The sequence below is a fragment of the Streptosporangium sp. CA-115845 genome (assembly GCF_050943795.1).
In the GTDB taxonomy this organism is placed as follows: Bacteria; Actinomycetota; Actinomycetes; order Streptosporangiales; family Streptosporangiaceae; genus Streptosporangium.
This window is the reverse complement of record NZ_CP191988.1, coordinates 369,705-382,986: the sequence shown is the minus strand read 5'-3', so window position 1 is coordinate 382,986 and position 13,282 is coordinate 369,705. Positions and strand designations below refer to the sequence as shown.

The following is a 13,282-nucleotide window of genomic DNA, read 5'->3' as shown; positions in this document are numbered from 1 at the left end:
GCGCCTGCCGCACCTGTGGCACGTTCGGGACGGTGGTGCGGCACGTGACGACGGCCCCGGCCCGGAGCGTTCCGGGCCGGGGCCGTGGTGGGTGCCGGTCTCCGGGGCCCGGGGTCCCCCCCGGGACCCGGAGACCGAACACGGGTGGACTTGGTTACCGGACGCCTCGCCTGCCGTACAGGCTCACCGCCAGTTCGACTACTCCGACGCCGAGCTGGTCGGCAAGGGCGCGCACTACGCCTACTTCGAGGGCAGCAACACCACGATGCTGCGTCTGCCGGGGCTGGAGCACCGTTACGCCTTCCTGGTGCAGGGCGGCACCTTCCTCGGCAGGGCGGACATGTTCCGGCACTACGGCTTCGAGGACGTCACCCGGGGCGAGGACACCCGCCTGGTCCGCCGGCTCAAGGAGGACCGGGTCAAGATCTACTCCGCCGACCGGTTCAACTTCGTCTACTGGCGCAGCGGCGACGCGGGCATGCACACCTGGCAGGCCGACGACATCAAGCTCACCCGGAACGCGCAGTTCTCCTTCGTGGGGCATCCGGACGCGCATGTGATGATCTGATTTTTGGCCGGGCCGTCGCGGGGTCCGGTGTGCTCGATGACGAGCCGACTGCTCTTGCGGGAACGCGTTTTCTTGCAAGGACGCGTTCTCTTGCAAGGACGCGTTCTCTGGCGGGGACGTGTTCTCTGGCGGGGACGTGTTCTCTGGCGGGGACGTGTTCGCGCTCCGGTGGGCGGGTGCTCCGGGCGGCCGTTGTTGGTGGCGGGTCTGGGGGTCAGGCCTTCGGCCTGGCGGGCGCGGTGGTTGCGGATTCTTATAAGCCGCCCGGAGCACCCGCCCACCTCCGCGCACCCCTTGTCTCGCCGTACGGCCTGCGGACCGTAGCCGCTTCCTTGCGGGCCGCCCATTGGGCTCTTCGACGCTGAAGCGATCCGTACGGGGGGCGTTCTGGAGCCATCGCCGTAGCTGAAGCGCCGGTGCGGGAAGGAGCGCAGGGGGCTCACCGTGGTTCGTCAGGCCCGTCGTGATTTGCCGTCGCCGGTCGGCTTGTTGTGGCTTGTCGTTGCCGGTCATGGCTTGGCTCGGGGGCGAGTGTGGTCGTCTGATGGGGCACACCGCGACTCGGACCGCCATTGTGACCGGAGGGTACCTCGCTCCACCGCTCTACCGTGGTCCAGCCGGACAGGCACACCGCGACTCGGATCGCCACTGTGACCGGAGGGAGGGGTACGCCTCGGGAGAGGGACTTCGGTCAGGTGGATCAGACGGGTCAACTGGAGAGGGAGCCGGGTCCGTCAGGTCCGCCGGTTCTGTTGGCTCCGTCGGTTCTGTTGGTTTCGTCGGTTCTGTTGGTTTCGTTGGTTGGGAGGTGGAACCAGACGGCGGTGCCTGCTTCGGGGTCGTGGTGGGTGCCCCAGGCGGTGGACATGGTTTCGACCAGGAGCAGGCCGCGTCCGCCGTCGCTGTCGGGTCCGGCCGCGCGGACGAAGGGGAGGCTGGTCGCCGAGCCGTCGTCGATGACCTCGGCGTGGATCATGCCGCCACCCAGGCCCAGGCAGACCGTGATCGATCCTGCTGCTGTCCTTCCGGAGTCGGAGTGGACGACGGAGTTCGTCACGACCTCGCTGAGCAGCAGTACCACGTCGTCGAGGGCGGAGTCGTCGACCCTGCCGGTGAGCAGGTCTCGTGCCCAGGCGCGGACCGTCGCGACCGAGCAGGCCAGGCCCGCGAACTCGGCGTGACCCAGCGGGTGTAGTACGGCCCAGCGTGCTGCGGTTGCCCGCCGGCGTTCGTAGCGGCAGGTGGCCTGCCCGTAGGTGTTCATGCGATCGCCGCCGAGACGATGACGTCGGCGGCGTTGTCGGCCCCGGCCCAGACCCCTTCGCCCGGCCTCCACACCCTGGCCCACCAGGGCCGCCAGACGAACACCCAGCCGCAGGCGCGCCGGATGACGGCGATCCGGACCCGGGTCTCGCCCGCCGCCATGACCTCCAGGATCGGCGGCCCCACCTGGGGAAGCATTAGCGAGGTGCTCACCCCCAGACCTCGCAGGTCCCACCCCAGCCGCACCAGGTGAATCAACTGCTCTTGCGGATCACGTGGCTTCACAGCCCGTCCTTCCCCTTGTCTGTTGAACTGGCCCGCTCGCACTTTCAGAGACGTTGATGCTTACGCACTGTCATTGACCGTATGCTCAGAGCATGCAGCCATGCAGCCCCATATGCAACCCCAAATGCATATGCATGAAGAAGGACTTCACGGAAAGTTTGATTCGCGAAATAGGTCAACCCGGCGGAAATCTCATGAAGGTGGACACGTGACCGAAGGTCAGAGCCCTACTGTTCGGCGACGCCAACTCGGCATGGAACTCCGCCGGCTCCGTGAGCGCGCGAATGTGTCCTCTATCCAAGCGGGCGAGCATATTGGTCGCTCTGATTCGACGATCAGCCGCTTCGAGACCGGCAGGGTCACCATCCGTCAGAAGGTTCTCGTTCAACTCCTCGATCTGTACAAATCAGCCGACGACGAGACCCAAGCTGTACTTGATCTCGCACGCGAAGCGAGCAAACGAGGGTGGTGGCACGCCCACGGAGACGCGGTACCGCCATGGTTTGAAGTTTTCATCGGGCTCGAAGCCGAGGCCACGTCAATCCAGACCTACCAACCTCAGCTGATCCCTGGCCTTCTCCAGACTGAGGCATATGCGCGCGCCGTCATCGAAGCCGACCACCCCGGAATGCCCGAGGAGGAAATCGACAGGCTTGTCGCCCTGCGCCTGGTAAGGCAGAAACTCCTTACCCGGTCGAACCCACCGGAGCTGTGGGCGGTGATGAGCGAAGCGGCTCTACGGCACGCCATCGGCGGACCGGCGACAATGCGTGAGCAACTTCTCAGCCTCCGTGACGCGCGGCGACTCGCAGGGGTCACTCTTCAGGTACTGCCCTTCGCCGGAGGCGCCCACCCTGGCATGCTCGGCCCCTTCCATCTCCTGGAGTTCCCTCAGCCTTCCGAAACTCATGTTGCTTACGTCGAGTATCTGACAGGCTCCATGTATCTGGAAAAGCCAGAGGAAGTACGCAGGTATAGACTCATTTTCGACCATATTCGCGCGGCTGCCCTGCCGCCGAACGAGTCCGTCGCGCTGATGAGCGCGGTCATAGAGGAGATGACTTCGTGACCGTAGAAGAGCGTGAGCCGCGAGACTTCCTCGACCTGTTTCACGCCGTCTGGCACAAGAGCAGCCTCAGCGGCAATGGTGGTGCCGACTGTGTCGAGGTCGCCACCAACCTCCCCGGTATCGCGGCCGTCCGAGACAGTAAGGATCCCTTGGGGCCAGCGTTGGTCTTCTCGCCTGACGAGTGGCGAGCCTTCCTCAACGGTGTCAAGAACGGCAGGTTCGACAAACTGAGGTAGTCAAGCGGGAGACGCTGCTCCTGGTTTCTGAAGCTTTGAGATTGCTCATCGCGCAGTAGGCAGCAAACCTGGAGGACAGCGCCTGGGCCAAGGGAAAAGAGATGCTGGATGGCGGAGAACCAGCCAGAGAGGGATCTAGCCCGTCTGGGGTGGCGGAAGAGTTCGCGCAGTCAGGGAACGACGGACAACTGTGTCGAGGTCGCCTTCGTTTCGGGCCTGGTCGCCGTCCGCGATTCGAAGGATCCTGGCGGCGCCACGCTCGCCTTCTCACCAGATGGCTGGACCGCCTTCCTCGGCCGCGTCAAGACCGGAGACTTCGACACCTGTCCCTGATCGTGTGACAGGTCAGAGAAGGTTCCTGAGAGGTGAGGGACGCAGGTGCCCTATGACGGCCTCGCCGCCGTTTTCACCTCTGATCTCATGCGCGCGGTCGAGACCGTTTGCTTGGCGTTCGCCGACATCGATGTCCCATCCGCAAGCCGGTCCTCAGCGCCCTCCAAGCAGGTTCCCAGCGTCGATCCATAGCCTCACCCTCGACCCTCGTGCCCGAAACGCCCGAGCATCCGAGCAACGACGAGGAGAGAGATCTTGCCGGAGACCGGGAACGACCCGATGACCGCTGACGAGCGGATCGACAGGTGCCTGCGAGAGGGATCGACCACGCTGGACCTGTCCGGGCTCGACCTGGACACGGTGCCGGAATTTCTCGGCGATCTCACCCATCTGACCAGCCTCTATCTGTATGACAACCGGCTGACCGCTCTGCCCGAGTCAGTGTGGAACCTCACCGCCCTCATCAACCTCTCCCTGGGCGGTAACCAGTTGACTGTTCTGCCTGAGTCGCTGGGCAACCTCACCGCCCTCGAATGGCTCTCCCTGCATGACAACCGGCTGACCGCTCTGCCTGAGTCAGTGGGCAACCTCACCGCCCTCACCGAGCTCTATCTGCATAACAACCGACTGACCGTTCTACCTGACTCAGTGGGGAACCTCACCGAGCTCTACTGGCTCTACCTGAACGGTAACCAGTTGACCGTTCTGCCCGAGTCGCTGGGCAACCTCACCGCCCTCGAATGGCTCTACCTGGGAGGTAACCGATTGACCGCTCTGCCAGAGTCAGTGGGCAACCTCACCGCCCTCACCGAGCTCAGTGTGGGCAGTAACCGGCTGACTGTTCTGCCCGAGTCGGTAGGCAGACTCACCGCCCTCACCGAGCTCGACCTGGTCGATAACCGGTTGACCGCTCTGCCCGAGTCGCTGGGCAACCTCACCGCCCTCACCGAACTCCGCCTGGGCGCTAACCGGTTGACCGCTCTACCTGAGTCGCTGGGCAACCTCACCGCTCTCAGCGCCCTCAGTGTGGGCGGTAACCGGCTGACTGTTCTGCCTGAGTCGGTGGGCAACCTCACCGCCCTCACCGACCTCTACCTGAGGGATAACCAGTTGACCGTTCTGCCCGAGTCGCTGGGCAACCTCACCGCCCTCACCGAGCTCAGTGTGAGCGATAACCCGCTGACCGTTCTGCCCGATTGGCTGGGCGACCTTCCCGCCCTCAGCGAGGGCACCAGGCTCCTACTGAGTGTCTTCTATGAGGAGCGTTGGGGTTGGCGGGGTCAGAAGATTTCACCGGCCCCACCAGGCCACGGCTCTATCTGATCTCCGTCTCCATTCCGCGAAGTATCTCAAATGTGATCACTGAGTATTTTCGTGACCTTGTCGCTCACCGCGACTGGCCGCGCTTCAGCTTGCGGCGTTCCCAGCGGTTGAGATGGCGGACGACCACGCCTGCCGCGCCATCGGTGCCGGTAAGGCGGGTCAGTGGTGTGCCCGGCAGCCGGTCGGAAGTGGTCTTGTCCTTCAGACCGCCGAGGCCGGGATCCATATCGCCGGTCTCCACGACCCAGCCGTCCGGGAGAATGATCGTGACCCCGGCCATCTGGCCGTGTGCTTCCACCTCGACCTCGGGTAGCCGACAGTCGGTCTGGGTGAAATCGAGCCTGGCACCGCCCAGGCCGCCTACGCGATCACCTTCGTGGGTACCTGCCAGCGCCCGACGCGCGCCGCGCCGTGCATGCCTCCCTTGAGGACCAGCGGCCGTCCCGAGTCAGGCGGAACCACGGGCGGCAGGTCGGCGGCGAGGGGCGCCAGATCGGCGTAGGTCTTGGCGGACAGCGCCCGTTCCAGCCGCTCATCGAGCTCGGAGAGGTCGATACGGCCCTCGGCCGCCGCCTCGCTCAGCCGTGCCGCCACCGCTTCACGGTCGTGGGAGACGCGCAGTTCACCACGGTGGAAGGATTCCGGGGACTCAGCGGCCGTGTAGTCGATGATACAGAAATACGGGCACAAACGCGGCCGATGCCGATCGGAGTAAGCCGCGTGAACCAAGGATGAGGCGGTAGCCCGCAGATCCCGGCACAGATTCCGCCCGTCGGCGGGAGGCATTCAGCTTCCCATGGCGGGCCGGCGTTCTGCCTGGCCGAGCGTCTCACTGGAGTCACGCTGACACTGGAGTCGCTGGAGGAATCCACCTACCTGTGCGGAGCCACCCCTGAACCGAGGTGAGCAAGACCCGTCATTCGTGTCCCGATGAGGTAGCCGCAGCCGGTGTATCACGAGGGGCGTTTGATGGGTTGCTGCGACATCTGTGCACCGGCGTCAACCCGAACGCTCCATCTGAGCAAGGGGCCCGAGCTTGACTCCTGATTTTTAGGCTAAAACAGGGAGTAAGATGAGAGGGAAGGGAGGTCCACCGCATGGCTGATGTCAAGCCCCGGAAACCCTCGGCAGGAGCGGCCAAGAAGCAGAAGCATCGGACGCTCCCGGCGCAACGTGATCATGAAGTAGCCGGTGCCGCACACTCTCCTCGCAGGAAAGAGATCGAGGAGCGTGCGACGCGGGCGCTGTTCGACCAAGCTCAGCGATTGGACGGAGTGGCTGCCAGCACCCATGAGACCGGCACCCGCGACACGGTCAGAGAAGTCGTCCAGGACCTGCTCGCCCACGCCGAGCCGGTGCGGGCGACGATTGCCTCGAAGATTCTCGGCATTGACGAGAAGACGGTTCGCGCATGGGTCAAGGAAGGACTGCTCATCCCGGTCAGGGGAGGGCCACGCCTGATGCTTGAGGCCGAGCGCCTGTACGCCGTGGCGACACTCGTTCAGGATCTACGCCGGGCCGGTCGCAGTCGTAACCTCGTCGAGGCGGTCTGGCACCGCCTACAGGACCGGGGACTTCTGGAGAACGATCAGCTGGCCGACGGCCTTCGGCAGATGGAACGGGGCGAGGGCCGTCCATGGCGAGAGATCAAGGCAGAGTGGAGTTCCAAGAACTCGGAACTGACCACCGGTGACTGAGGTCTATCTCTCGGTTCTCGCGGAGAAGCAGGGCGAAACCTTGCGCGGAGCGGACCTGAGAGCCTTCGTCACCTCCATCGGCGAACTGGAAGCACGAGGTTGCGCGGCCCTCGGGTATCGGCTCACCGGGGAGATCCCGGTGAGCCGGTTGTGCGTCAAGCACCTGAGAGGCGCCATGCGCGTTGTGGTCGCCTTTGAAGAGCCGGGCCGTGCATGGGTGCTCATGCTGGGGCCTCATGACGAGCGTAACCGAACGCACGATGTCTATACCTCGCTGTGGGAGGTGTGTGGGCTGAACGCACCGCCGGCAGGTGAACGTACTAAGCCCGCCTGTTGCGACGACGGCGACACGAATCCGAACCTGCCTGAGATCGAGGACCTGGTGGCTCGTTGCCATGATCTCGCCAAACCGCCTCGTCGGCGCAAGCGTGCGAACTGACAGACTTCGGTTTGGAAAGTGATCACACGCTGGGCGGGCTGTTGGAACGCGGCCACCCCCGACATCTGAGCAAGGGGCTCCGACGGCCCGGTGGCCGACCGCGAGCTGGTCGACAGCGCCGAGGCCCCGCTGCGGGCGACCGACCTTCGAAAGGGTGCAGCAGGTCGCCAGGCCGTCCCCGGCGGGGGGCGCCTGCCACCCCGGTAGGCGAACGGCCCCGGACCGGAGAGCTCCGGGCCGAGGCCGTCGTGGGTGCCGGGGGCGCTGATGTCCGAGTTCTCGGGGTCTCCCGCGTGGGAACCGGCCCCCGGTCACGGAGGGGGGACTTGGTTACCGGACGCCTCGCCTGCCGTACAGGCTCACCGCCAGGAGGACGCCGACGGCGGCCAGGGCGATCTGGATGACGAGTTCGATCCAGTCGATGCCCGACGTGGTGGCGACGCCGAGCGCTCCGGCGATCGCGGTGCCGATGAGGGCGGCGACGATACCGATGACGATGGTCAGCCAGATCGGGATGGCCTGCTTGCCGGGCACGACGAGCCGACCCAGGGCACCGATGACGGCGCCGATGACGATGGCGGTGATGATGCCGGTGACTGTCATGTTCCACGCTCCTGTCTGCTCAGCTGCCAGGCGTATGCCCTGGGAAAAGGCAACAACACATAACGGAGTGCCCCGAATTACTGGCCCTCGGTCACGATCCTGTTGTGAAGTGGTCGTATCCGGGTTCCGGCCCGCGATCACCGCCCGGTAAACCCCGGCGTCAGGAGATCCGGTCGGCGGGCTTTCCCGGCGTTGCGACAGCCGTGTCGCCGCCGGAGACGGCGGGGGTGGCGGGGGTGGCGCCGCTCAGCAGGGAGCGGACGAGTCCGAGACCGGTGCCGCCGAGGGTGAGAGCCTTGGCGAGCATCTCCTCGACCCCTTGGGCTCCGTTGAGGACGACCATGTGGTCGACGTTGCCGAAGGACTTCGCCCCCGCCTCGACGATCTGCGGCCAGTTCTCGGCGAGCTGCTGGGCGATGACCGCCTCCTGGTTGTCGGCGAGTGCCTCGGAACGGGCCCGGATCGCGTCGGCCTCGGCCAGACCCCTCGCCTTGGCCGCCTCGGCCTCCGCGAGTCCCTGAGCTCTGGAAGCCTCCGCGGCGGCCAGGCCGGTGGCCTTGGTCGCGTCGGCGGCGGCGAGACCGCGCAGCCGCACGGACTCCGCCTCGGCCGCGGCGGCCTGCTTGACCTGCGACGCCTGCGCGGCGGCGCGGAGCTCGGTCTCGCGGGCCTCGGCCTCGGCCCCGGCGATACGGGCGTCGCGCTCGGCCTGGGAGGCCGTCACCGTCTCGTACGCCCTGGCGTCGGCGGGCTTGCGGACCTGGGCCTGGAGTCGCTGCTCGGCCAGCGCCGCCTCAAGCTCGGCGGCGCGGGTCTCCTGGACGACGACCTCCTGGCGGGCGGACGCCTCGGAGAGCGGCCCCGCCTGGCGGGACCTGGCCAGGGCCTCGTCGATCTCGGCCTGGTAGGCGGCCTGCTTGATCTGGGAGTCGCGCCAGGCGGCGGCCTTGTTGGCGGCGGCGACCTGCTCGGCCTCGGTGGCCTCCTGGTCACGCTGGGCCTCGGCGATACGCGCCGAGGCGGCGATCCTGGCGGCGTGCGGCTTGCCGAGGTTGGTGATGTAGCCCGTCTCGTCCTCGATCTCCTGGATCTGCAGGGAGTCGACGATCAGGCCAAGCTTGATCATCTCATCGGCGGCCGAGGCTCGGGTCTCGCCGGTCAGCCGCTCGCGGTTGAGGATGAGGTCCTCGACCGTCAGGTTGCCGATGATCGACCGCAGGTGGCCGGTGAACAGCTCGTGGATGGCACCGTTCATCGAGTCCTGCTGGTCCAGGAAGCGGCGGGCGGAGTTGGCGATCGAGTGCAGGTCGTCGCCGACCTTGTAGATCACGACGCCGCGTACCACCACCGGGATGCCCTGCTGGGTGACGCAGGAGACCCGGAGGTTGGCGGCCCGGCTGTCCAGGCGCAGGCGGCGCGCGGTCTGGAATCCGGGGAGCACGGAGGTGCCCTTACCTGTGATGATCTTGAATCCGAGGCTGTCGGCCTCCTCACTCCTGCCCCGGGCCCCGAGCCCGGAGATGATCAGCGCCTCGTTGGGCTCGGCCACCCGCCAGATGGCCTTGAAGAGCAGGACGATGACGAGCAGGGCGACGAGGACGACGCCCCCAATGACGAAGTACTCCGTAGGCATCGTGGCCTCCGCGGTGGGGGGATGAGAGAACTGTCAGCCGAGCGCTCGGGAGACGTAGACGGTGCGCGGCGGGAAGAAGTCGACGATCACGACGATCGAGCCGACGGTGAACTCCTCGTCGGGAACCGTGGGATGCGCGTAGAACGCCTCGACACCGCCCCGGACCACCACCATCACCTCCCCGACCAGGCCGGGGCCGATCTTTCCGGTGACCCTGCCCTCTTTACCGACCACGCGACACTCCCCGGATCAGCCGTCAGAGGGAAAAACGAATGCGCGCCTCGCTCCGCCACGCACCATGCCACGGCATGAGCTCGTTCGGACTTCCACCGTTAATCCCCGTGCTTCACTTTATAGAGGTAACGAGCCAACCTTCCATAACGTTCCGGCTTATCCTGAAAATTCATACGGCACGCTCCCCGCTCACCCGCGCCGCCTCCCGTCCCGCGAAATCCGAGGTCAGGAGCGGAAAGGCACGAAGCAGCGGAGAACCACGCGGAGCGGTGCGTCCCGGTGCGCACCAGGACGCCCCAGGCGCGGGCCCCTTTCCACGGGCCGGATAGTCGCCGCCCGCTCCTCCTTTCAATTCCCGGCGACCATGACATGACTCTCATGCAGGAGATATCATGACAGCGCGCTAATGGCATGGGTAAAAAGTTCCCGAAAACGCAGCGCGGCGACCGCGGCGATCCATTCACATCGTGATGATCGCCCCATGACCGATCCTGATGAGATCAATCCACGTAAGGCCCTGGAACTCGGCATGGACCGGCCCATCTCCCGCCGGGACTTCTTCGACGGGATGATCGCGGCCACCGGGATCGCGGCGGCGTGCTCGCTGCCCGGGATCGGCGGATGGAACGCCTCCCCTGCCGATGGCATGGAAAAGATGTCCCGCCTCGCCGGCATCGAAGATCTGGAGCTCTCGCCCGACACCTCCTACCCGCCGTCCCTCACCGGACTGCGCGGCGACACCTCGGAGGCGCTGAGCGTGCCGCACGCCCTTCGCGACCAGCGGTTCTGGCCGTACGCGGGCACGCCGGAGCCCACCGGCGAGCGCTATGACCTGGTCGTGGTCGGCGCGGGGATCAGCGGTCTCAGCGCGGCCCACCGGTGGCTGGAGCGCGACCCCGGCGCGCGGATCCTGATCCTGGACAACCATGACGACATCGGCGGGCACGCCCTGCGCAACGAGTTCCACCCGAGGACCAGGAGGGGGCCGCTGGTCACGTACGGCGGATCACGGTCGATCATCAACCCGGCGGCGTGGACTCCCGAGGGGAAGGACCTGCTCGCCAAGCTGGACATCCGCCCCGGGAGGCTCGCCAGGGAGCGGAGGCTCTACCCGGACCTGGGGATGCACGACAGCGTCTGCTGCGACCGGGAGACCTTCCCCGCCGAGCGGCTGGTCGTGTTCACCCCCGGCAAGGGGGCACCGCGGTGGATCGCCGAACTGCCGGTCGCGGAGCAGGCCAGAAAGGACCTGCTCATGCTGTACGGCGACCCGCCGGACTGGTTTCCCGGCCTGTCCGGCGAGGAGAAACAGGAGCGGCTGGCCAGGCTCACCTACTCGGGTTTCCTCGCCGAGGTCTGCGGGGTCCACCCGGATGTGCTGAGGTTCGTCCAGACCATGCCGAGTGACGAGTGGGCCTACGGCTCCGACGCCTTCGGCGCGATCGACGCCTGGGCCTGCGCCGACGAGCACCGCTACCCCGGGTTTCAGGGGCTCGGGCTCGACGCCTCCAAGCCGTCCAGGTACAACTCCCCGACCGTGATCAAGGAGTGGGAAGCGGACGAGCCGCGCGCCTACCGCTTCCCCGAGGGCAACCAGGCGATCGTCCGGATGATGGCCGCCCGGATGGTCCCCGGCTTCGCCACGGCCGCCGACATGGCGGGGATCACCACCGCGAGCTTCGACTACGGCGTGCTCGACCGGCCGGGCAACCGGGTCCGGATACGCCTGTCCAGTCCGGTGGTCTCGGCGGTCAACGACGGTCGGCCCGAGGCGGCCACCGGCGCCACGGTCGGCTACTTCGACGGCGAGCGGGTGCGGACCGTGCGGGCCGAAAGCGTGATCATGGCCTGCTGGAACTCGATGATCCCCTACCTGGTCGGCGACCTGCCGCCCGCGCAGCGGGCGGCGCTGTACCGGGCGGTCAAGGTGCCCCTGCTGTACGCGACGGTCCAGTTCCGTGACTGGCATGCCTGGCATGAGATCGGGATCAGGCGCGCCAGGTTCACCGGCGCCCGCTGGTGCGTGGCCGAGCTCGACGACCCGGCCGACGTCGGCGGCTACCGGTGCCCGAGGACACCCTCCGAGCCGATCGCGGTGCACATGGTCAGCACGCCCGTCACGCCCGGAGTGTCACCCGCGCACGGCTCGATCGCCGGTCGGTACGCCCTGATCGAGACGCCGTACGGGCACCTGGAGTACAGCATCCGCGACCAGCTCACCCGGTTGCTCGGCCCGGGAGGCTTCGACGCGGCCCGCGACATCGAGGCGATCACGGTCAACCGGTGGGGGCATGGCTACACACCTGAGTACGCCACCCCGTGGGATCTCGGCTTCTACCCCGACGGGCAGCCGCCGGCGGCCGTCGCCCGCCGGCCGCACGGCCGGATCGCGATCGCCAACTCCGACTCCGTGCCCGCCGCCCGCGCCGACGCGGCCGTCACCGCCGCCTACCGCGCGGTCGCGGAGCTACAGCGCTGACGGGGTCGGCCGGGCTTTCTCAGCCTGGTGAAGGCCCAGCTCATCCTCGGCTCGACCGCCCAGCGGGTGACGCGCCGCACCGGCTCCGTGCACAGCAGGGCGGCGAACCCGACCCCGAGAAGCGCCACGACCGTCACCCCCGGCAGAGTCTGGGCCCAGTCTCCGTAGAACCGCTCGGCGACCTTCACCACCAGGCCGTGCAGCAGGTAGGCGTACATCGTCGCCGCGCCGAACCCCGAGTACCGGGTGCGCCTGGCCGGGGTGACCGCCAGAAACGCCGCGACGAGCAGCGCCCCGGCGGGGGTACGGCTACCCGACGGCGGCGGCGCTGGCGTCCCAGAGCGCGCGGGCCAGCGCGGGGTCGGCCATTCTCCCGGGGACGGCCGCCGGAGCGCTTTTGGCGAAGTAGCGGCCCGAGTGGGTGGCGCCGTCCGGGTGGGTGGCGAGGTGGACCATGGTGCTCGCGCCCTCCTCGACGGTCTGGCCCATCCCGGGGATGTTCTTCACCATCCACATCATCAGCGTGGCCGGGGCGAACTCGGTCCTGATCACACCGGGGTGGAAGCAGGTCGCGGTCACCCCGGTGCCCGCGAGGCGCCGGGCCAGCTCCACCGTGAAGAGGGCACCCGCCTGCTTGGAGTCCCCGTACTGGAGCCAGCCGCTCCAGCGCCGCCGCTCGCGGTCGAGATCGGACGGATCGAGGCGCCCGGTCTTGCCCGCCCGGGAGGAGGTGGTGATCACACGTTCCCCGACCCGCTCCAGCAGCAGGTTCGTCAGCAGGAAGGGGGCAAGGTGGTTGACCTGGATCATCGTCTCGTGGCCGTCGCGGGTGAGCGTACGCTCGGTGGTCATGACACCCGCGTTGTTGACGAGAATGTCAATCCGCTCGTAACGGGAGAGCAGCTCGGCCGCCAGCCTGCGCACATCGTCCAGGGAGGTGTAATCGCAGGTGAACGTATCCGGGACCGTTCCCGAGACCGCCGTTACCCTTTCCGCCACGCGAGCCGTCTTACCGGGATTACGGCCGACCAGAACAACCCGCTGCCCGCGCCTCGCGAGCTCTACCGCAGCCGCCTCACCAATTCCGGCACTAGCCCCGGTAATCACACTAATCATCCGA

18 protein-coding genes are annotated in these 13,282 nt (G+C 67.1%); 9 read left to right on the top strand and 9 right to left on the bottom strand.

Annotated elements, in window-relative coordinates; all coding sequences use genetic code 11:
• Positions 1-91: 91 nt before the first annotated feature.
• A complete protein-coding gene (locus ACQP0P_RS03825) occupies positions 92-568 on the top strand; it encodes a hypothetical protein (RefSeq protein ID WP_433370917.1) in 477 nt (158 codons plus the stop codon).
• Positions 569-1,277: 709 nt separating this feature from the next.
• On the opposite strand, the gene ACQP0P_RS03820 is transcribed toward ACQP0P_RS03825, so the two are convergent.
• Positions 1,278-1,832 (bottom strand): ATP-binding protein, encoded by a 555-nt coding sequence (locus ACQP0P_RS03820; RefSeq protein WP_433370914.1) that lies wholly within the window; start codon positions 1,830-1,832, stop codon positions 1,278-1,280.
• On the bottom strand, positions 1,829-2,116 hold the full coding sequence (locus ACQP0P_RS03815) for a hypothetical protein (protein WP_433370912.1): 288 nt from the start codon (positions 2,114-2,116) through the stop codon (positions 1,829-1,831). Before ACQP0P_RS03815 ends, ACQP0P_RS03820 begins: the two co-directional genes overlap by 4 nt.
• 208 nt (positions 2,117-2,324) lie before the next feature.
• Between ACQP0P_RS03815 and ACQP0P_RS03810 the strand changes: the two genes are divergently transcribed.
• From ACQP0P_RS03810 to ACQP0P_RS03795, 4 genes are all read left to right on the top strand, one after another.
• The gene (locus ACQP0P_RS03810; RefSeq protein ID WP_433370909.1) at positions 2,325-3,185 is read left to right on the top strand and encodes a helix-turn-helix domain-containing protein; all 861 of its coding nucleotides are present in this window, start codon (positions 2,325-2,327) and stop codon (positions 3,183-3,185) included.
• Positions 3,182-3,421, top strand: coding sequence for a DUF397 domain-containing protein (locus ACQP0P_RS03805; protein WP_433370907.1), 240 nt, complete (start codon positions 3,182-3,184; stop codon positions 3,419-3,421). The genes ACQP0P_RS03810 and ACQP0P_RS03805 overlap by 4 nt, the downstream gene beginning before the upstream one ends.
• A gap of 108 nt (positions 3,422-3,529) precedes the next feature.
• Complete coding sequence (locus ACQP0P_RS03800) at positions 3,530-3,754, top strand: DUF397 domain-containing protein (RefSeq protein ID WP_433370904.1); 225 nt, start codon at positions 3,530-3,532, stop codon at positions 3,752-3,754.
• Positions 3,755-4,009: 255 nt separating this feature from the next.
• Positions 4,010-5,077, top strand: coding sequence for a leucine-rich repeat domain-containing protein (locus ACQP0P_RS03795; protein WP_433370901.1), 1,068 nt, complete (start codon positions 4,010-4,012; stop codon positions 5,075-5,077).
• A gap of 64 nt (positions 5,078-5,141) precedes the next feature.
• Here ACQP0P_RS03795 and ACQP0P_RS03790 read toward each other — a convergent pair whose 3' ends face one another.
• Positions 5,142-5,375: a hypothetical protein gene (locus ACQP0P_RS03790; RefSeq protein WP_433370899.1), complete on the bottom strand. Its 234-nt coding sequence runs from the start codon at positions 5,373-5,375 to the stop codon at positions 5,142-5,144.
• Between the two features lie 62 nt (positions 5,376-5,437).
• A complete protein-coding gene (locus ACQP0P_RS03785) occupies positions 5,438-5,671 on the bottom strand; it encodes a DUF1707 SHOCT-like domain-containing protein (RefSeq protein WP_433370896.1) in 234 nt (77 codons plus the stop codon).
• 156 nt (positions 5,672-5,827) lie between these two features.
• On the opposite strand from ACQP0P_RS03785, the gene ACQP0P_RS03780 reads away from it, so the two are divergent.
• The 3 genes from ACQP0P_RS03780 (at position 5,828) to ACQP0P_RS03770 (ending at position 7,213) form a co-directional block, all read left to right on the top strand.
• Positions 5,828-5,983 (top strand): DUF6461 domain-containing protein, encoded by a 156-nt coding sequence (locus ACQP0P_RS03780; protein ID WP_433381668.1) that lies wholly within the window; start codon positions 5,828-5,830, stop codon positions 5,981-5,983.
• A gap of 191 nt (positions 5,984-6,174) precedes the next feature.
• Positions 6,175-6,774 carry a hypothetical protein gene (locus ACQP0P_RS03775; protein ID WP_433370893.1) on the top strand — a complete coding sequence of 200 codons (600 nt, stop codon included), beginning with the start codon at positions 6,175-6,177 and terminating at the stop codon, positions 6,772-6,774.
• The gene (locus ACQP0P_RS03770; RefSeq protein ID WP_433370890.1) at positions 6,767-7,213 is read left to right on the top strand and encodes a hypothetical protein; all 447 of its coding nucleotides are present in this window, start codon (positions 6,767-6,769) and stop codon (positions 7,211-7,213) included. The genes ACQP0P_RS03775 and ACQP0P_RS03770 overlap by 8 nt, the downstream gene beginning before the upstream one ends.
• Before the next feature lie 330 nt (positions 7,214-7,543).
• Here the strand turns inward: ACQP0P_RS03770 and ACQP0P_RS03765 are convergent, their stop codons facing one another.
• From ACQP0P_RS03765 to ACQP0P_RS03755, 3 genes are all read right to left on the bottom strand, one after another.
• Positions 7,544-7,816, bottom strand: coding sequence for a GlsB/YeaQ/YmgE family stress response membrane protein (locus ACQP0P_RS03765; RefSeq protein ID WP_433370887.1), 273 nt, complete (start codon positions 7,814-7,816; stop codon positions 7,544-7,546).
• Positions 7,817-7,976: 160 nt separating this feature from the next.
• A complete protein-coding gene (locus ACQP0P_RS03760; protein WP_433370885.1) occupies positions 7,977-9,449 on the bottom strand; it encodes an SPFH domain-containing protein in 1,473 nt (490 codons plus the stop codon).
• A 33-nt stretch (positions 9,450-9,482) separates the two neighbouring features.
• Positions 9,483-9,683 (bottom strand): hypothetical protein, encoded by a 201-nt coding sequence (locus tag ACQP0P_RS03755; protein ID WP_343961574.1) that lies wholly within the window; start codon positions 9,681-9,683, stop codon positions 9,483-9,485.
• 481 nt (positions 9,684-10,164) lie between these two features.
• Here ACQP0P_RS03755 and ACQP0P_RS03750 point away from each other — a divergent pair, with 481 nt between their 5' ends.
• Positions 10,165-12,162, top strand: coding sequence for an NAD(P)-binding protein (locus ACQP0P_RS03750; RefSeq protein WP_433370882.1), 1,998 nt, complete (start codon positions 10,165-10,167; stop codon positions 12,160-12,162).
• Here the strand turns inward: ACQP0P_RS03750 and ACQP0P_RS03745 are convergent.
• Positions 12,132-12,380, bottom strand: a complete 249-nt coding sequence (locus tag ACQP0P_RS03745) for a hypothetical protein (protein ID WP_433370879.1) — start codon at positions 12,378-12,380, stop codon at positions 12,132-12,134. The two genes, ACQP0P_RS03750 and ACQP0P_RS03745, sit on opposite strands and share 31 nt — an antisense overlap.
• 91 nt (positions 12,381-12,471) lie before the next feature.
• Entirely contained in the window at positions 12,472-13,278 is an 807-nt protein-coding gene (locus tag ACQP0P_RS03740; RefSeq protein ID WP_433370876.1) for an SDR family NAD(P)-dependent oxidoreductase, read from the bottom strand.
• Positions 13,279-13,282 lie beyond the last annotated feature (4 nt).

Coding starts and splice junctions, on each gene's coding strand:
- ACQP0P_RS03820 (WP_433370914.1), bottom strand. CDS start 1,832: ATGAACACCTACGGGCAGGCCACCTGCCGCTACGAACGCCGGCGGGCA.
- ACQP0P_RS03800 (WP_433370904.1), top strand. CDS start 3,530: ATGGCGGAGAACCAGCCAGAGAGGGATCTAGCCCGTCTGGGGTGGCGG.
- ACQP0P_RS03775 (WP_433370893.1), top strand. CDS start 6,175: ATGGCTGATGTCAAGCCCCGGAAACCCTCGGCAGGAGCGGCCAAGAAG.
- ACQP0P_RS03765 (WP_433370887.1), bottom strand. CDS start 7,816: ATGACAGTCACCGGCATCATCACCGCCATCGTCATCGGCGCCGTCATC.
- ACQP0P_RS03760 (WP_433370885.1), bottom strand. CDS start 9,449: ATGCCTACGGAGTACTTCGTCATTGGGGGCGTCGTCCTCGTCGCCCTG.
- ACQP0P_RS03750 (WP_433370882.1), top strand. CDS start 10,165: ATGACCGATCCTGATGAGATCAATCCACGTAAGGCCCTGGAACTCGGC.
- ACQP0P_RS03745 (WP_433370879.1), bottom strand. CDS start 12,380: ATGTACGCCTACCTGCTGCACGGCCTGGTGGTGAAGGTCGCCGAGCGG.
- ACQP0P_RS03740 (WP_433370876.1), bottom strand. CDS start 13,278: ATGATTAGTGTGATTACCGGGGCTAGTGCCGGAATTGGTGAGGCGGCT.